The sequence below is a fragment of the Klebsiella sp. 2-CIP_Kleb. genome (genome assembly GCF_050378715.1).
In the GTDB taxonomy this organism is placed as follows: domain Bacteria; phylum Pseudomonadota; class Gammaproteobacteria; order Enterobacterales; family Enterobacteriaceae; genus Klebsiella; species Klebsiella quasipneumoniae.
The window spans coordinates 227,383-244,707 of record NZ_JBNRLG010000003.1 but is presented as its reverse complement, the minus strand read 5'-3'; the positions used below and the strand labels follow the sequence as shown (position 1 = coordinate 244,707).

Sequence of the window (17,325 nt, the reverse complement as noted above, 5' to 3'; positions counted from 1 at the left end):
GGCACCAGGATGTTACTCCCAGAAATCGCGGGCTGGATCGAGCACCGGGCGAATGATGCCCGCACGCACCGTAAAGTCGCCGAAGCCTTCACCCGCTTCGCGCTCTTTCGCCCAGCGCCCTACCAGTTGGTCTAGCGAGTCGAGAATTTCCGACTCGGTAATGTTCTCCCGGTACATCCGCGGGATGCGGGTGCCGCTGCGGTTACCGCCGATGTGCAGGTTATAGCGACCTGGCGCTTTCCCCACCAGCCCCACTTCCGCCAGCATCGCGCGACCGCAGCCGTTCGGGCAGCCGGTGACGCGGGTGACGATATGCTCATCGCTCACGCCGTGCTTGCTCATCACCCCTTCCACCTTGTCGATAAACGACGGCAGGAAACGCTCGGCTTCCGCCATCGCCAGCGGGCAGGTCGGGAAGGAGACGCAGGCCATCGAGTTTTCGCGCTGCGGGGTGACGGCATTCATCAGGCCATGATCCCGCGCCAGCTTCTCGATCCGCGCCTTCTGATCTTCCGGTACGCTGGCGACGATCAGGTTCTGGTTGGCGGTGATGCGGAATTCACCTTGATGGATCTTAGCAATCTCCAGCAGACCGGTTTTCAGCGGGCGCCCCGGATAATCCAGAATGCGGCCGTTTTCAATAAACAGCGTCAGGTGCCATTTATCATCAATCCCCTTCACCCAGCCGATGCGGTCGCCGCGGCCGGTGAATTCGTAGGGGCGGATCGGCTCAAACTTAATACCTGCCCGGCGCTCCACTTCCGCCTTGAAGGTTTCGATGCCAACGCGCTCAAGGGTGTACTTGGTTTTCGCATTCTTACGGTCGGTACGGTTACCCCAGTCGCGCTGGGTGGTCACGACCGCTTCCGCCACCGCCAGAGTATGCTCCAGCGGCAGATAACCGAATTCGCTCGCCGTGCGGGCGTAGGTTTTTTTGTTACCGTGTTCGATAGACAGACCGCCGCCCACCAGCAGGTTAAAGCCCACCAGCTTGCCGTTTTCGGCGATCGCCACGAAGTTCATGTCGTTAGCGTGCAGATCGATATCGTTCTGCGGCGGGATCACCACCGTGGTTTTAAACTTACGCGGCAGATAGGTCTGACCGAGGATCGGCTCTTCGTCAGTGGTGGCGACCTTTTTCTGATCCAGCCAGATTTCGGCATAGGCGCGGGTGCGCGGCAGCAGATGCTCGGAGATCTTTTTCGCCCACTCGTAGGCCTCGGCGTGCAGCTGCGACTCGTACGGGTTGGAGGTGCACAGCACGTTACGGTTCATATCGTTGGCGGTGGCCAGCGCGTCCAGCCCCACCGAGTGCAGCATCTGATGCACCGGCTTGACGTTCTTTTTCAGAATGCCGTGGAACTGGAAAGTCTGCCGGTTGGTCAGGCGAATACTGCCGTAAATGGTGTTCTCGGCGGCAAACTTATCGATCGCCTTCCACTGGGTGGTGGTGATCACCCCGCCCGGCAGACGGCAGCGCAGGAGCATTGCATGGCGCGGCTCCAGCTTCTGAGCGGCGCGTTCCGCGCGGATATCACGATCGTCCTGCTGGTACATACCGTGGAAACGGATCAGCAGGAAGTTATCGCCTTTAAAACCGCCGGTCAGACCGTCGTTTAAATCTTCCGCAATGGTGCCGCGCAGGTAGTTGCTCTCGAGCTTCATACGCTCGGCATCGGTCAGTTTACCTTCGACCACTAAAGGCCCCGGATGTTTTTCGCTCATTAGTAGACATCTCGCTGATAACGGCGCTCAACGCGCAGCTCACTTAAAAATTCGTCCGCCGCTTCGGCGTCCATCGCGCCGTATTCGGCAATCACTTCCAGTAAAGTCTGTTCCACGTCTTTCGCCATACGATTGGCGTCGCCGCAGACATAAATGTGGGCGCCATCATTGATCCAGCGCCACAGCTCGGCCCCCTGCTCACGCAGTTTGTCCTGCACATAGATTTTTTGTTGTTGATCGCGGGACCAGGCCAGATCGATACGGGTCAGCAGCCCCTCTTTTACATAGCTCTGCCACTCCACCTGATAGAGGAAATCTTCAGTGAAGTGCGGGTTGCCGAAGAACAGCCAGTTCTTACCTGGCGCCCCGTCCGCTGCGCGCTGCTGCATGAAGGCGCGGAACGGCGCAATACCGGTGCCCGGGCCAATCATGATCACCGGCGTCTCCGGGTTAGCCGGCAGACGGAAGTTGTCATTGTGCTCGATGAAGACGCGGACTTCGCCATCCTCTTCCACGCGGTCGGCGAGGAAGCTGGAGGCGCCGCCAGCCCGGGCGCGGCCTTCAATGTCATAGCGCACCACGCCCACGGTGACATGCACTTCGCTCTCCACTTCCGCCTGCGAGGAGGCAATGGAGTACAGACGCGGCGTCAGCGGGCGCAGCAGACCGATTAACGCCTCGGCGTCCAGCTGCGCCGGGGAGAAACGGACCATATCGACGATCGGCGTCGCGGCGGCATACTGCTGCAGCTGAGCTTTATCGCCCACCAGCGGCAGCAGCGATTCGCTGCGGGTCAGGGTGGCGTAGTTCTCAACGATAGCGGCGGTGTTGACCGTCAGCTCAAAATGCCACTGCAGGGCTTCCGCCAGCGGCAGGGTTTTGCCCTCGACGGTTACCGGCTCGTCGCCTTTCAGCCATAGCAGCTCCACCAGCTCTTTCACCAGCTGAGGATCGTTTTGATACCAGACGCCCAGCGCGTCGCCCGGCTGATAGCGCAGACCGGAATCACCGAGGTCAATTTCGATATGGCGTACATCTTTTTCTGAATCGCGGCCGGTGATTTTCTGGTTGACCGACAGGGTCGCCGTTAGCGGAGCCTCTTTGGTGTATGGGCTGGTATGAATGTCGTTCACTGCGCCGCTGGCGGCCAGCTGAGCGGGCGCGGCGACCGGCGCACGAGCCTTCAGCACCTCAACGACGCGCGCGCGCCATTCAGCGGCCGCAGCCTGATATTCAACGTCGGCGTCGACGCGATCGAGCAGGCGTTCCGCGCCAAGTTCGGCCAGCTTGCTGTCGAAATCTTTGCCGGACTGGCAGAAGAATTCATAAGAGGTATCGCCGAGGCCAAAGACGGCGAATGCGGTTCCGTCCAGCTTCGGCGCTTTTTTAGAGAACAGAAACTTATGCAATGCGACCGCTTCTTCCGGCGGCTCACCTTCCCCCTGGGTGGAGGTCACGACCACCAGCAGTTTTTCAGCAGCAATTTGTTTGAATTTATAATCACCTGCATTCACCAGCTTCACGTTCAGCTTCGCCGCCAGCAGATCGTCACGCAGCGCTTCGGCGACGCGGCGAGCGTTGCCGGTTTGCGAGGCGGAAATCAGCGTGATCGTCGGGACCTCGGCGGCCGGGGCGGGAGCGACTGCCGTTGCGCCAGAGTGCTGATTCAGCACGCCCCAGAAATAGCCAGACACCCAGGCGAGCTGAGTGGGCGTGAAGTCAGTGGTGGCCGCCTGAAGGCGCGCCAGTTGCTCCGGGTTGAGCGGCAGCAAGTTGGAAGGTGGGGCCTGTGTCGTCATGCGTCGTTTGTTCCAGTAAGCAAAGCTGTTATTCGCACCCTGTCAGCGCGACAAAAACAGAAGAGAATAGAAGGTTAACGGCGGGCATAGTAACAATTAAAGAAGGGATGGAAATAATAAATAACCAAATGGACTAACCGGTTTTAGTTGTAGTTATTAACAACAAAATCGATTAAATAACCATCTGAAATATCGAAACTTTATGGACTTAACCCAGATAAATGTGTCGATTTTCTGTTCAGGGCCGTTTTAGTTAATGCGAAAAAATGTACTTTCCGGTACCCTACGGCGGTTTTTTTCGTCCTGTTGAGAGTCAATGATGTCCACCACGCTGTTTAAAGATTTCACCTTCGAAGCCGCCCACCACCTGCCGCACGTCCCGGAAGGACACAAATGCGGTCGCCTGCATGGCCACTCCTTTATGGTGCGTCTGGAGATAACCGGTGAAGTCGATCCCCATACCGGGTGGATCATGGATTTCGCCGAGCTGAAGGCCGCCTTCAAGCCGACCTACGATCGCCTGGACCACTATTATCTGAACGATATCCCCGGTCTGGAAAACCCTACCAGCGAAGTGCTGGCCAAATGGATCTGGGATGAGATGAAACCGCGGGTGCCGCTGCTGAGCGCCGTGATGGTGAAAGAGACCTGCACCGCCGGCTGCGTCTATCGCGGCGAGTAAGCGAAAAAAAGCCCGGTCAGTATGCTACCGGGCTTTTTTATCAGGCGATATTCAGATATTTATGCGTCTGCATGGACAGGCGCCAGTTACGGGCGATGCAGGTGTCGATACACAAGCGCGTCGCGTCTTCTTTCTGACTGATCGGCTGCAGGGCGATGATCCGCGGTTTGTCATCGCTCAGCGTTTCCAGCAGTTCGTCCAGCGCTTCGATGTCGCGGACGCGCCCTACCGGATGCTTGATCTCATCCGCCCGCTGCAGGGCCTGAGACAGCACGTCATACCCGCCGCGCATGTTGACCTTCGGGGAAACCGTCACCCAGGTGTTGTGGCTGCAAAGCACTTCATGGGTGCCGCTGGTTTCAATCTGACAGCTAAAGCCGTTTTGTTCCAGAAGCGAGGTTAACGGCGTTAAGTCGTGAATGCAGGGCTCACCGCCGGTAATGACCACGTGGCGGGCAGTCCACCCCTGACGACCGATAATCGCCAGCAGATCTTCACTGCTTGCCGGCCCCCACTTATCGCTCTCTTTGGTTTTCGCCAGGATGCTGAACAACGACACTTCCCGATCGGTCAGTTTGTCCCAGGTATGCTTGGTGTCACACCACGCGCATCCTACCGGGCATCCCTGCAGACGAATAAAAATGGCAGGCACGCCGGTGAAGTAACCCTCGCCTTGCAGGGTCTGGAACATCTCGTTAATCGGGTACTGCATAGTCATCTCTGTTTAGGGTGATAAACGCTTATTATCGCAGATTTCACTGTCCAGGTCTTGCCCTGCGCTGCGATCGTTTTTCCCTCACGGGGTCGCTTTCTCACCCCGGACGTTATTCATTGTTAATTAAAAGTATGCATCTGTTTTCGTTTATTTCATTAGTGTGGTAAGGATTTAAATAAACAGCGGAGCGTACTGCAGCGAAGAAAGATGTAACAGAAGATGTTTTTCGTGTTATATACCAGAACATAAAAAACGTCAGCGGAAAAATAAAAACATGTTTAAATACATGCATGTACAAATTGATACATGAAAGAGTGAATTATTTACCTGGTCTGAGAGTCGAATCCAATCCGCCGCCGAAAATAAGCTTAAGCCCCTCTTAATAAAGTCCTGCTGCCCGCCATTTTTTATTTAATCGTCGTTTACTTTGGCCCTCCTAGAATCCCGCAGACCAACCATAATGAGATAGCGTTTATGACCACATTATTCATTACCGGCGTCACCGGTTTTCTGGGTGGCGCGGCGTTAGAGAAAATACTCCATCAGGATAGCCAATTAGATCTGCTGCTACTGGTGCGTGCCAACAGCCCCGAGGCAGGCCTGGAACGGGTCAAGGAAAACATGCGTAAGTTCAACATCGCCGAGGAGAAACTGGCGATGCTGCGACCGCAGCAGATCCTGCTGGGCGATCTCGCCTCTCCGGAGCATTTTCTTAACGATCCGCGGCTTGAGCAAGTCACCCATGTTCTCAACTGCGCCGCTGTCGCCTCGTTTGGCAGCAACCCGCTCATCTGGAAGGTTAACGTTACGGGTACGCTGCGTCTGGCGCAACGGATGGAGCAGGTGGCGGGTCTGCAGCGTTTTCTCCACGTCGGCACCGCAATGTCCTGCTCACCGGAGCCGGATTCGCTGGTCGCCGAGAGCGCGGAGTTTCGGCAGCGCGCCGAGCATCTGGTGGAATATACCCACTCGAAATCGGCCATCGAGCAACTGATGCAGCAGCACTGCCCTACGCTACCGCTGGTCATTGCCCGCCCTTCTATTGTGGTGGGCCATACTCATCACGGCTGCCGGCCTTCCAGCAGTATTTTCTGGGTGTTCAGCATGGGGCTGATGCTGCAGAAATTTATGTGCGCGATGGAGGACCGGATCGATGTTATCCCGGTGGACTACTGCGCCGACGCCCTGCTGATGCTGCTTAACCAGCCGCTGGCCCATGGCGAGGTAGTGCATATCTCTGCCGGTGAGGAGAACAGCGTGAAGTTTGCCGACATCGACCGGGCGATGGCCCTGGCGCTGGAGCAGGCGCCGGTGGGAGATAAGTACGCCCAGGTGAGTTATGAAACGCTGGTCAAAATGCGTCGCGAACTGAAAGGAATTTTTGGGCCGTGCAATGAGCGACTGATGCTGAAAGCGATGCGCTTATATGGCGCGTTCGCCACGCTGAACGTGCGCTTTAGCAACGACAAGCTGCTGAGCATGGGGATGCCAAAACCGCCGCGCTTTACCGATTACATCGACCGCTGCGTGGAAACCACCCGCGGGCTGTCGATTCCTCAGCAAATGGCCGTCGACTTTAAATAATGGCCGCAGGTATAAAAAAAATGCCAGCCCGAAGGCTGGCATGGTTATTTCATCAGGACAGGATTAAGCCTGGCCTTTGATCTCTTTACGACCATTGAACGGCGCTTGCTCACCCAGCGCTTCTTCGATACGAATCAGCTGGTTGTATTTAGCAACGCGGTCAGAACGGCTCATAGAACCGGTTTTGATCTGGCCTGCAGCGGTACCCACAGCCAGGTCGGCGATGGTCGCGTCTTCAGTTTCGCCAGAACGGTGAGAGATGACAGCGGTGTAGCCAGCGTCTTTCGCCATCTTGATAGCAGCCAGAGTTTCGGTCAGAGAACCGATCTGGTTGAATTTGATCAGGATGGAGTTAGCGATGCCTTTTTCGATGCCTTCTTTCAGGATCTTGGTGTTGGTTACGAACAGGTCGTCACCAACCAGCTGGATTTTGTCGCCCAGTACTTTGGTCTGGTAAGCGAAACCTTCCCAGTCAGATTCGTCCAGGCCATCTTCGATGGAGACGATCGGGTACTGTTTGGTCAGCTCTTCCAGGAAGTGAGTGAACTCTTCAGAGGTGAACGCTTTGTTGCCTTCGCCGGCCAGAACGTATTTACCGTCTTTGTAGAATTCAGACGCTGCGCAGTCCATCGCCAGGGTGATGTCTTTGCCCAGCTCGTAGCCTGCTGCTTTAACCGCTTCAGCGATAACAGCCAGCGCTTCGGCGTTGGAACCCAGGTTCGGCGCGTAGCCGCCTTCGTCACCAACGGCAGTGTTCATGCCTTTGGACTTCAGCACTTTCGCCAGGTGATGGAATACTTCAGAACCCATGCGTACTGCTTCTTTCAGGGTCGGCGCGCCAACCGGCTGAATCATGAATTCCTGGATGTCGACGTTGTTGTCAGCGTGCTCACCGCCGTTGATGATGTTCATCATCGGAACCGGCATGGAGTATTTGCCCGGAGTGCCGTTCAGTTCAGCGATGTGCGCGTACAGCGGCAGGCCTTTGGAGGCAGCAGCTGCTTTGGCGTTCGCCAGAGAAACGGCCAGGATTGCGTTCGCACCGAAGTTAGATTTGTTTTCAGTACCGTCCAGGTCGATCATGATCTTGTCGATGCCAGCCTGATCTTTGGCATCTTTGCCCAGGATTGCCTGAGCGATCGGGCCGTTTACCGCAGCAACAGCTTTGGTTACGCCTTTACCCAGGAAACGGGATTTGTCGCCATCGCGCAGTTCCAGCGCTTCGCGGGAACCAGTAGAAGCACCTGACGGAGCAGCTGCCATACCGACGAAACCACCTTCCAGGTGTACTTCGGCTTCAACAGTCGGGTTACCACGGGAGTCGATGATTTCACGACCGATGACTTTAACGATTTTGGACATTAGGTTTTCCTCAGTACAAGTTAAACTAAAACTCCAGACAAACAATGCACCCGGATGGGTGCATTGCCGTTCTAACTCTTTTTACTTCGCCTGGCGTTTCTGGTACTCGCTGGCGGCTTTCACAAAGCCGGCAAACAGCGGGTGTCCATCACGCGGCGTCGAAGTAAACTCCGGGTGGAACTGGCAGGCCACAAACCACGGATGGTTCGGCACTTCGATGATCTCGACCAACTGATCATCCCCGGAACGGCCCGCAACGCGCAGACCGGCAGCTTCAATCGGTTTCAACAACATGTTGTTGACTTCGTAGCGGTGACGATGGCGCTCGGTGATGGTCGGCTCGCCGTACAGCTGGCGTACCAGAGAATCCTCATCCAGCTGGCACTGCTGCGCGCCCAGGCGCATGGTGCCGCCCAGATCGCTCTTCTCAGAGCGGACTTCAACGTTGCCATCTTCGTCACGCCATTCGGTAATCAGGGCCACAACCGGGTATTTACAGTCTGGCACAAATTCCGTCGAGTTGGCGTTTTCCATACCCGCTACATTGCGCGCGAATTCAATCAGCGCAACCTGCATACCCAGGCAAATGCCCAGATAAGGAATATTGTTCTCACGCGCGTAGCGCGCGGTGGCGATCTTACCTTCCACACCGCGGTAGCCGAAGCCGCCCGGGATAAGGATAGCATCTAAATCCTTGAGGATTTCGACGCCGCGCGTTTCCACATCCTGCGAATCGATCAGCTTGATGTTGACGGTAACGCGGTTTTTCAGACCACCGTGTTTCAGCGCTTCAATCACCGACTTGTAGGCGTCCGGCAGTTCAATGTACTTACCAACCATACCGATGGTGACTTCGCCTGCCGGATTGGCTTCTTCATAGATTACCTGTTCCCATTCGGCCAGGTTTGCTTCCGGACAAGTTAAGCTGAATCGTTTACAAATATAATCGTCCAGCCCCTGAGATTTCAACAGGCCTGGAATTTTATAAATGGAATCGACGTCTTTCAGAGAAATAACAGCCTTTTCCGGAACGTTACAGAACAAAGCAATTTTCGCCCGTTCGTTGGCCGGAACCGCGCGATCGGAGCGGCAAATCAGGATGTCAGGCTGAATACCGATGGAGAGCAGCTCTTTCACGGAGTGCTGAGTCGGTTTGGTTTTGACTTCACCGGCGGCGGCCATGTACGGCACTAAAGTCAGGTGCATAAACAGGGTATGCTCGCGGCCGATCTCTACCGCCATCTGACGAATAGCTTCGAGGAACGGCAGGGATTCGATATCGCCTACGGTACCGCCGATTTCCACCAGCACCACGTCATGGCCTTCGCCGCCAGCCAGTACGCGCTCTTTAATGGCGTTGGTGATGTGCGGAATAACCTGTACGGTTGCGCCCAGATAGTCGCCACGGCGCTCTTTACGCAGCACGTCGGAGTAGATTCGACCGGTGGTGAAGTTGTTGCGACGAGTCATCTTGGTGCGGATGAAACGCTCGTAGTGGCCCAGGTCCAGATCGGTTTCTGCGCCGTCTTCAGTAACGAACACTTCCCCATGCTGGATTGGGCTCATGGTGCCCGGATCGACGTTGATATACGGATCCAGTTTCATGATGGTCACGTTGAGACCACGGGCTTCAAGAATGGCTGCCAGGGAGGCTGCGGCAATGCCTTTACCCAGAGAGGATACGACCCCGCCGGTCACAAAAATATAGTTCGTTGTCATGCTGAACCTGAGAAGTTAGGGTAAAACGATGGAATAACCAGGACGGGAAAGTAGTATACCCGAACATGCGTGACGCCACAAACTTTCATTCTTCCCCTCCCCTTCGTTCTTCAAGTTGCACCTGTGTTGCGACCCGAACAACTCGAAGAGGCAGGCTACATGGTGTTTCAACGACATAACGGAAAGAGAAAATAGACGCTTTTGGCGAAATGTTTTTGACGTAAATCAAGCGCTTGTTATTTATAAAATCACACAAATCGCGCTTGATCACGAAAACTCGTTAGAGATCAGTTTCCTGGCGTTTTACCTGTTGCCATACTTCTTCCATGGTATCGAGGTCGACGCCGGTCATTTCCAGGCCGCGGGCGGCGACAATGCGCTCGACTTCGCGAAAGCGCCGCTCGAATTTGCGGTTCGCTTTTTGCAGCGCCACCTCGGCTTTGACCCCTAAATGGCGGGATAAATTCACCGTGGCGAACAGCAGATCGCCCACTTCCTCTTCCAGTTTCGCTTCATCCACCACCGCCTGCTGCGCTTCATGCATCACTTCATCAATTTCTTCATGCACTTTGTCGAGCACCGGGCCCAGCGAGGTCCAGTCAAAACCGACCGCCGAGCAGCGACGCTGGATTTTATGCGCGCGCATCAGCGCCGGCAGGCTATGCGGAATGTCGTCCAGCGCCGAGTGCTGGGCTTTTTCCGCCCGCTCCGCGCTTTTGATCTGCTCCCAGCGGGCCAGGACTTCGCTGCTGTTTCCCGCGGTGGCATCAGCGAAAATATGGGGATGGCGGCGCTCCAGCTTGTCGCTGATGGCGGCGCAGATATCGTCAAAGTTAAAACGTCCCTCTTCCTGCGCCATCTGCGCATAGAACACCACCTGGAACAGCAGATCGCCCAGCTCACCGCGCAGGTCGTCAAAATCCTCTCGCGAAATAGCGTCCAGCACTTCATAGGTTTCTTCGAGGGTATAGGGGGCGATGGTGGCAAAGGTCTGCTCTTTATCCCACGGGCAGCCGTTTTCCGGGTCGCGCAGGCGGCGCATGATGCCGAGCAAGCGGTCAATCTGAGTCATGTGACAATCCTGGAAATTCAAAAAAAAGTCGGCCGGATAAGGCGTTTCGACCTTATCCGACGTTGCGAAATTGCCGGATGGCGGCTTCGCCTTATCCGGCCTGGAGACAAATTAACCGCCGTGCAGACGACGCGCGTCGATCACATCGGGCACCTGGTTCAGCTTACCGAGCACCCGGCCCAGCACCTGCAGGTTGTAAATCTCGATGGTCATATCGATGGTGGCCAGCTGCTGACGGGTATCGCTGCGGCTGGCGACGCCCAGCACGTTCACCTTCTCATTGGCGAGGATGGTGGTGATATCGCGCAGTAACCCGCTGCGATCGTTCGCCTCCACCCTGACCACCAGCGAATATCCCGCCGAGTAGCTTTCGCCCCATACCGCATCGACAATGCGCTCCGGGGCATGCGACTGCAGTTCAGCGAGCTGATCGCAGTCGGCGCGATGCACGGAAATCCCGCGCCCTTGAGTGATAAAGCCGACGATCTCATCGCCCGGGATCGGCTGGCAGCAGCGGGCAATATGGTGCATCAGATTGCCAACCCCTTCCACCACCACCCGGCCATTATCCTTGGTGCGGTTCTGCGGAGCATAGGTTTTCTGCTGCAGCTGCTTCAGCGCTGCCGCATCCTGCTCGGCGGCGCTCGGTTTATTGAACTGCGCCTGCAGGAAGTTGACCATCTGGTTGAGACGGATATCGCCGCCGCCGATGGCCGCCAGCAGTTCATCGAGCTCGTTGAAATTGTAGCGCGGCAGCAGGTGCTTTTCCGCATCCTTCAGGCTGATGCCCAGATGCTCCAGCTCGTCGTCAAGGATCTGCCGGCCGGCAAGAATGTTTTTGTCGCGATCCTGCTTACGGAACCAGGCGTGAATTTTGGAGCGTCCGCGGCTGGTGGTAACGTAGCCGAGGTTAGGGTTGAGCCAGTCGCGGCTCGGGTTCGGCTGCTTCTGGGTAATAATTTCGATCTGATCGCCCATCTGCAGCTGATAGGTAAACGGCACGATGCGGCCGCCGATTTTAGCGCCGATGCAGCGATGACCGACGTCGCTGTGGATATGGTAGGCAAAATCGAGCGGCGTCGACCCCGCCGGCAGGTCCACCACGTCGCCTTTCGGCGTAAAGACATACACCCGGTCGTCAAAGACCTGGCTGCGCACTTCGTCGAGCATTTCGCCGGAGTCGGCCATCTCTTCCTGCCAGGCAATCAGCTTGCGCAGCCAGGCGATACGGTCCTCATAGCCGCGACCGCCGCTGGTACCCGCTCCCGCGCCCTCTTTGTACTTCCAGTGCGCGGCCACGCCCAGCTCGGCGTCTTCATGCATCTGCCGGGTGCGGATTTGAATCTCCACCGTCTTGCCGCTCGGCCCCAGCACCACGGTGTGGATAGACTGGTAGCCGTTGGGTTTCGGGTTGGCCACGTAATCATCGAATTCATCCGGCAGATGACGGTAGTGAGTATGAACGATCCCCAGCGCGGCATAACAATCCTGCAACCGCTCGGCCACGATGCGCACCGCGCGAACGTCAAACAGCTCGTCAAAGGCGAGGTGTTTTTTCTGCATTTTGCGCCAGATGCTGTAGATATGCTTCGGCCGACCATAGACCTCGGCCTTGACCCCTTCGGCTTTCATTTCTGCCCGCAGGTGGCCGACGAACTCGTCGATATAATGCTCACGGTCGATACGGCGTTCGTGGAGCAGTTTGGCAATACGCTTGTACTCTGCCGGGTGCAGGTAGCGGAAGCAGTAATCTTCCAGCTCCCACTTCAGCTGGCCGATACCTAAGCGGTTCGCCAGGGGAGCATAGATATTGGTGCACTCTTTCGCCGCCAGCACGCGCTCATCTTCCGGCGCGTCCTTGACCTCGCGCAGATGCGCGATACGTTCGGCAAGCTTGATAACCACGCAGCGGAAATCGTCCACCATCGCCAGCAGCATGCGGCGAATGTTATCCACCTGCTCGGAAGATACTGAGTCGGTATGAGTAGCTTTCAGCTGACGGATGGCGGCCATGTCCCGTACCCCGTGAATCAGGGTCACGACCGATTTACCCACGCTCTCCTGCATAACCGCTTCGCTGACGACTTCGCTGTCGGCCAGTGGGAACAGCAGCGCCGCGCGCAGGGTATCGATATCCATACTTAGGGTGGAGAGGATCTCCACCATTTCGACGCCCCGCCACAGCAGCAGGTCCGCCAGCGGGTGTCCTTGCGTTTTTTCGCGACAATAATCCCAGGTTTCGGCTAAGCGCTCACACGACTGCTGGCTGGAAATCCCCAGACTCGCGATCCATTTCTTCGGGTCAAATTCACCAGCTTTATTAAGATGTGCACTTCTTACCGCAACCATTGTCCTCTCCTTAAGGGACCGGCCTGCCGAAGTCGGCAAGCCTCAACTTTCTACATGTCATCCTGCAGGTCGCGTCAGCATTGATGGCCGGGGCGGCTCTTCTGCGACGTTGTGAATGACCTTATGTAAGCCTGCGCTCAAACAACACCATTGATTCCAGATGACCGGTATGCGGGAACATATCCAGCATCGCCAGGCGTTGAATCTGATATCCAGCCTGCAACAGGGTTTCGCTGTCTCGCGCCAGCGTCGCCGGGTTGCAGGAAACATACACCACCCGCCGCGGCGCCAGTTTTATAATATGCGGCATCACGCCCGGCGCGCCGGCACGGGCTGGGTCCAGCAGCACTTTATCAAAGCCGTGCTTCGCCCAGGCCTGGCGGGTGACATCCTCTTCCAGATTTTCATGGAAGAAGGTGACATTGGATAAACCATTGAGGGCGGCATTTTCCCGCCCCTTCTCCACCAGCGCCGGCACCCCTTCCACCCCGACCACGTGGGCGGCGCGAGTCGCCAGCGGCAGGGTAAAATTGCCCATCCCGCAGAACAGATCCAGCACCCGGTCTTCGGGCTGCAGATCCAGCCACGCCAGCGCGGTACGCACCATCTGCTGATTCACGCCGTCGTTGACCTGGATAAAATCCCGCGGACTGAACACTAAGCGTAGTCCGTCTGAGGTATACCATGGCGCTTCGCCGTGAATATGTTCCAGTATCTCGCTTTGCGGCGCGAGGTACAGGGAAAGACCGTGAGTTTGCGAAAAACGTTCCAGTTTTTCCCTGTCAGCGGCCGGCAGCGCAGCGGTATGGCGCAGCACCATTAGTGGGCCGTTGTCCGCCAGCACCAGCTCGACGTGGCCAAGGTGGCGTAATGCGCTCAGCGCGCTTAAGCACTCGCGCACGGCGGGCAGCAGCGCCTCAAGTTGGGGCACCAAAACAGGGCACTGCACCACATCGACGATCGCTTTGTCGCTGGCCTGACGAAAACCCATCTGCAATTGTTGGGTCTTTGGCTGATAATTCAAGCTTAAGCGCGCGCGACGGCGATAGCCCCACGGCTCGCCGGCGATGATCTCATCCACCTCGCGCTTCATCAGGCGCGCCAGCGCGGCGCGTTTACTTTGCTGCTGAAGCGTGATGCTGGCATGCTGCTGTTGGCAGCCGCCGCAAACGCCAAAATGGGGGCAGCGCGGCGCCTGGCGCTGCGGGCTGTCGGTCAGACGGCGTTTCACCTGGGCGCGGGCGTACTGCTTTTTGTCTTCCACCAGCACCACCTCAGCCTGCTCCTGCGGCAGCACGCCGCCGACGAACAGCGCTTTCCCCTGGTGGCGGGCCACGCCCTGGCCAAAGGGATCGAGGTCGTTGACTGTAACGGTTATGATCTGGCGCGTCGTCACACGCCGTTTTGCAGAGTAGAATTGCGCCATCGTAGAGAGTTGTCTCAATCAAATAAAACGAGCTCGTTCAGAGCGGCAGCGCCGCGAAGCGCACCGACGCGCACCGAACGATGATGTCTATATTCTCCCATAATGGAACCGCATGACCAACTACAGCCTGCGTGCTCGCATGATGATTCTGATTCTGGCGCCAACCGTCCTGATAGGGCTGTTGCTCAGTGTTTTCTTTGTCGCTCACCGTTATAACGACCTGCAACGTCAGCTGGAGGACGCCGGCACCAGCATTATTGAGCCGCTGGCGGTCTCCAGCGAATATGGCATGAATCTGCAAAACCGCGAATCCATCGGCCAGTTGATCAGCGTTCTGCATCGTCGCCACTCGGAGATCGTGCGGGCCATCTCGGTGTACGATTCGCATAACCGCCTGTTTGTCACCTCCAATTACCAGCTCAACCCCAGCGACCTGCAGATCCCAAAAGGCGAGGCGTTTCCCCGTCGTCTCAGCGTCATCCGCGACGGCGACATGATGATCCTGCGCACGCCGATCGTCTCGGAAAGTTATTCGCCGGATGAATCCCCCGAATCCGATGCCAAAATGCCGGGCAATATGCTGGGCTACGTCGCGCTGGAGCTGGATCTGAAATCGGTCCGCCTGCAGCAGTACAAAGAGATTTTCATCTCCAGCGTGATGATGCTGTTCTGCATCGGCATTGCGCTGATCTTCGGCTGGCGCCTGATGCGCGACGTCACCGGCCCTATCCGCAATATGGTCAATACCGTCGACCGCATCCGCCGTGGGCAGCTGGACAGTCGGGTCGAGGGCTTTATGCTCGGCGAGCTGGATATGCTGAAAAACGGCATCAACTCGATGGCCATGTCGCTGGCGGCGTACCATGAGGAGATGCAGCACAACGTCGACCAGGCCACCTCCGATCTGCGGGAAACCCTTGAGCAGATGGAGATTCAGAACGTCGAACTGGACCTGGCGAAAAAGCGCGCCCAGGAGGCGGCGCGCATTAAGTCTGAATTCCTGGCCAATATGTCCCACGAACTGCGCACCCCGCTCAATGGGGTGATCGGCTTTACCCGCCTGACGCTGAAAACCGATCTCAACGCCACGCAGCGCGACCACCTGACCACCATCGAACGCTCGGCCAATAATCTGCTGGCGATCATCAACGACGTGCTCGACTTTTCCAAGCTGGAGGCGGGGAAACTCATCCTGGAGAGCATTCCGTTCCTGCTGCGCACCTCGCTTGATGAGGTGGTCACCCTGCTGGCGCATTCCGCGCATGATAAGGGGCTGGAGCTGACGCTGAACATTAAGAACAACGTGCCGGATAACGTCATCGGCGACCCGCTGCGTCTGCAGCAGATTGTGACCAACCTCGTGGGCAACGCCATCAAATTTACCGAGCACGGTAATATCGACGTGCTGGTGGAGCAGCGGGCCATCAGTAATTCGCGGGTGCAGATCGAAATTCAGATCCACGATACCGGCATCGGCATCCCCGAGCGCGATCAGTCCCGGCTGTTCCAGGCCTTCCGTCAGGCCGATGCCAGTATTTCACGCCGCCACGGCGGCACCGGGCTCGGGCTGGTGATCACCCAGCGTCTGGTCAAGGAGATGGGCGGCGATATCTCGTTTCACAGTCAGCCGAACCGCGGCTCCACCTTCTGGTTCCATATCAACCTCGATCTCAACCCGAACGCCATCCCGGATATGCTGAATACCGACGGGCTGGCGGGCAAGCGTCTGGCCTATGTGGAAGCCAACGCGACGGCGGCGCAGTGCACGCTGGAGATGCTGGCCGCCACGCCGCTGGAGGTGATCTACAGCCCCACCTTCTCCTCGCTGGCGGAAGCCCAGTACGACATTCTGCTGGTCGGTATCCCGGTCTCAATGCGCGATTTGTCACCGCACCGGGAAAAATTAGCCAAAGCCTGCGCGATGTCAGACAACGTACTGCTGGCTCTGCCGTGTCATGCCCAGGTTAGCGCCGAAGCCCTGAAACGCGATGGCGTCGCCGCCTGCCTGTTGAAACCACTCACCACCACCCGTTTACTGCCAGCGCTGGTGGCCACCAATCATGCGACAGCCTCCGCGCCGTTGACGCAGGCCGGCAGCCATAAGCTGCCGATGACCGTGATGGCCGTCGACGACAACCCGGCAAACCTGAAGCTCATTGGCGCCCTGCTGGATGACCTTGTGCAGCAGGTGATCCTCTGCGACAGCGGCCAGCAGGCGGTGGACAAGGCCAAGCAACTGCAGATGGATCTGATCCTGATGGATATTCAGATGCCGGATATGGACGGCATCCGCGCTTGTGAGCTTATCCATCATCTGCCGCATCACCAGCTAACGCCGGTTATCGCCGTCACCGCACACGCCCTGGAGGGCCAGCGCGAGAAGCTCCTGAGCGCCGGCATGAACGACTATCTGGCGAAGCCGATCGAAGAAGAGAAACTGCACGCCCTGCTGCTGCGCTATCAGCCCGGAGTACACAGCATCGCCCCGGCGGCGATACCGCCCACAGAGCCGGTCATCGACCATAACCAGACGCTCGACTGGCAGCTGGCGCTGCGCCAGGCGGCGATGAAGCCAGATCTGGCGAGGGAGATGCTGCAGATGCTGATCGCTTTTATGCCGGAGGTACGTAACAAAGTGGAAGAGCAACTGGTTGGCGAGCAGCCGGAAGGGCTGGTGGATCTGATCCACAAACTGCATGGCAGCTGCAGCTACAGCGGCGTGCCGCGGCTGAAAAAGCTGTGCCACACCCTGGAGAGCCAGCTGCGCGCAGGCACCGCCGCCGAGGATCTGGAGCCGGAGCTGCTTGAGCTGTTAGATGAGATGGACAATGTGGCGCGTGAATCGTGCCGGATGGGGGTGTAAACCCCGGATAGCGGCGCTATGCGCCTCAT

At 57.3% G+C, this 17,325-nt stretch carries 11 protein-coding genes; 3 read left to right on the top strand and 8 right to left on the bottom strand.

All coding sequences use genetic code 11. From position 1 onward, the window contains the following. Positions 1–12 precede the first annotated feature (12 nt). Together cysI and cysJ are read right to left on the bottom strand one after the other, a co-directional pair. Positions 13–1,725 (bottom strand): assimilatory sulfite reductase (NADPH) hemoprotein subunit, encoded by a 1,713-nt coding sequence (cysI, locus tag ACQUTP_RS14100; protein WP_064178251.1) that lies wholly within the window; start codon positions 1,723–1,725, stop codon positions 13–15. Beyond that, entirely contained in the window at positions 1,725–3,524 is a 1,800-nt protein-coding gene (gene cysJ / locus ACQUTP_RS14095) for an NADPH-dependent assimilatory sulfite reductase flavoprotein subunit (protein WP_043520757.1), read from the bottom strand. Before cysJ ends, cysI begins: the two co-directional genes overlap by 1 nt. Before the next feature lie 316 nt (positions 3,525–3,840). Here cysJ and queD point away from each other — a divergent pair, with 316 nt between their 5' ends. Then, positions 3,841–4,206 (top strand): 6-carboxytetrahydropterin synthase QueD, encoded by a 366-nt coding sequence (gene queD / locus ACQUTP_RS14090; RefSeq protein WP_004174641.1) that lies wholly within the window; start codon positions 3,841–3,843, stop codon positions 4,204–4,206. A gap of 40 nt (positions 4,207–4,246) precedes the next feature. Here queD and queE read toward each other — a convergent pair whose 3' ends face one another. Beyond that, positions 4,247–4,918 carry a 7-carboxy-7-deazaguanine synthase QueE gene (gene queE, locus ACQUTP_RS14085; protein ID WP_049004707.1) on the bottom strand — a complete coding sequence of 224 codons (672 nt, stop codon included), beginning with the start codon at positions 4,916–4,918 and terminating at the stop codon, positions 4,247–4,249. A 477-nt stretch (positions 4,919–5,395) separates the two neighbouring features. On the opposite strand from queE, the gene ACQUTP_RS14080 reads away from it, so the two are divergent. Then, complete coding sequence (locus ACQUTP_RS14080) at positions 5,396–6,505, top strand: SDR family oxidoreductase (RefSeq protein WP_109938196.1); 1,110 nt, start codon at positions 5,396–5,398, stop codon at positions 6,503–6,505. Positions 6,506–6,568: 63 nt separating this feature from the next. Here ACQUTP_RS14080 and eno read toward each other — a convergent pair whose 3' ends face one another. The 5 genes from eno to rlmD all read right to left on the bottom strand — a co-directional run bounded on the left by eno (position 6,569) and on the right by rlmD (position 14,433). Next, a complete protein-coding gene (gene eno / locus ACQUTP_RS14075; protein ID WP_002915213.1) occupies positions 6,569–7,867 on the bottom strand; it encodes a phosphopyruvate hydratase in 1,299 nt (432 codons plus the stop codon). Positions 7,868–7,948: 81 nt separating this feature from the next. Next, positions 7,949–9,586, bottom strand: a complete 1,638-nt coding sequence (pyrG, locus tag ACQUTP_RS14070) for a glutamine hydrolyzing CTP synthase (RefSeq protein WP_004205579.1) — start codon at positions 9,584–9,586, stop codon at positions 7,949–7,951. A gap of 280 nt (positions 9,587–9,866) precedes the next feature. Then, positions 9,867–10,658, bottom strand: a complete 792-nt coding sequence (gene mazG / locus ACQUTP_RS14065; protein ID WP_004205577.1) for a nucleoside triphosphate pyrophosphohydrolase — start codon at positions 10,656–10,658, stop codon at positions 9,867–9,869. A 111-nt stretch (positions 10,659–10,769) separates the two neighbouring features. Continuing rightward, a complete protein-coding gene (relA, locus tag ACQUTP_RS14060) occupies positions 10,770–13,007 on the bottom strand; it encodes a GTP diphosphokinase (protein ID WP_004205575.1) in 2,238 nt (745 codons plus the stop codon). 121 nt (positions 13,008–13,128) lie between these two features. Continuing rightward, on the bottom strand, positions 13,129–14,433 hold the full coding sequence (rlmD, locus tag ACQUTP_RS14055; RefSeq protein ID WP_023290830.1) for a 23S rRNA (uracil(1939)-C(5))-methyltransferase RlmD: 1,305 nt from the start codon (positions 14,431–14,433) through the stop codon (positions 13,129–13,131). 112 nt (positions 14,434–14,545) lie between these two features. On the opposite strand from rlmD, the gene barA reads away from it, so the two are divergent. Then, entirely contained in the window at positions 14,546–17,296 is a 2,751-nt protein-coding gene (gene barA, locus ACQUTP_RS14050) for a two-component sensor histidine kinase BarA (RefSeq protein WP_148390256.1), read from the top strand. Positions 17,297–17,325 lie beyond the last annotated feature (29 nt).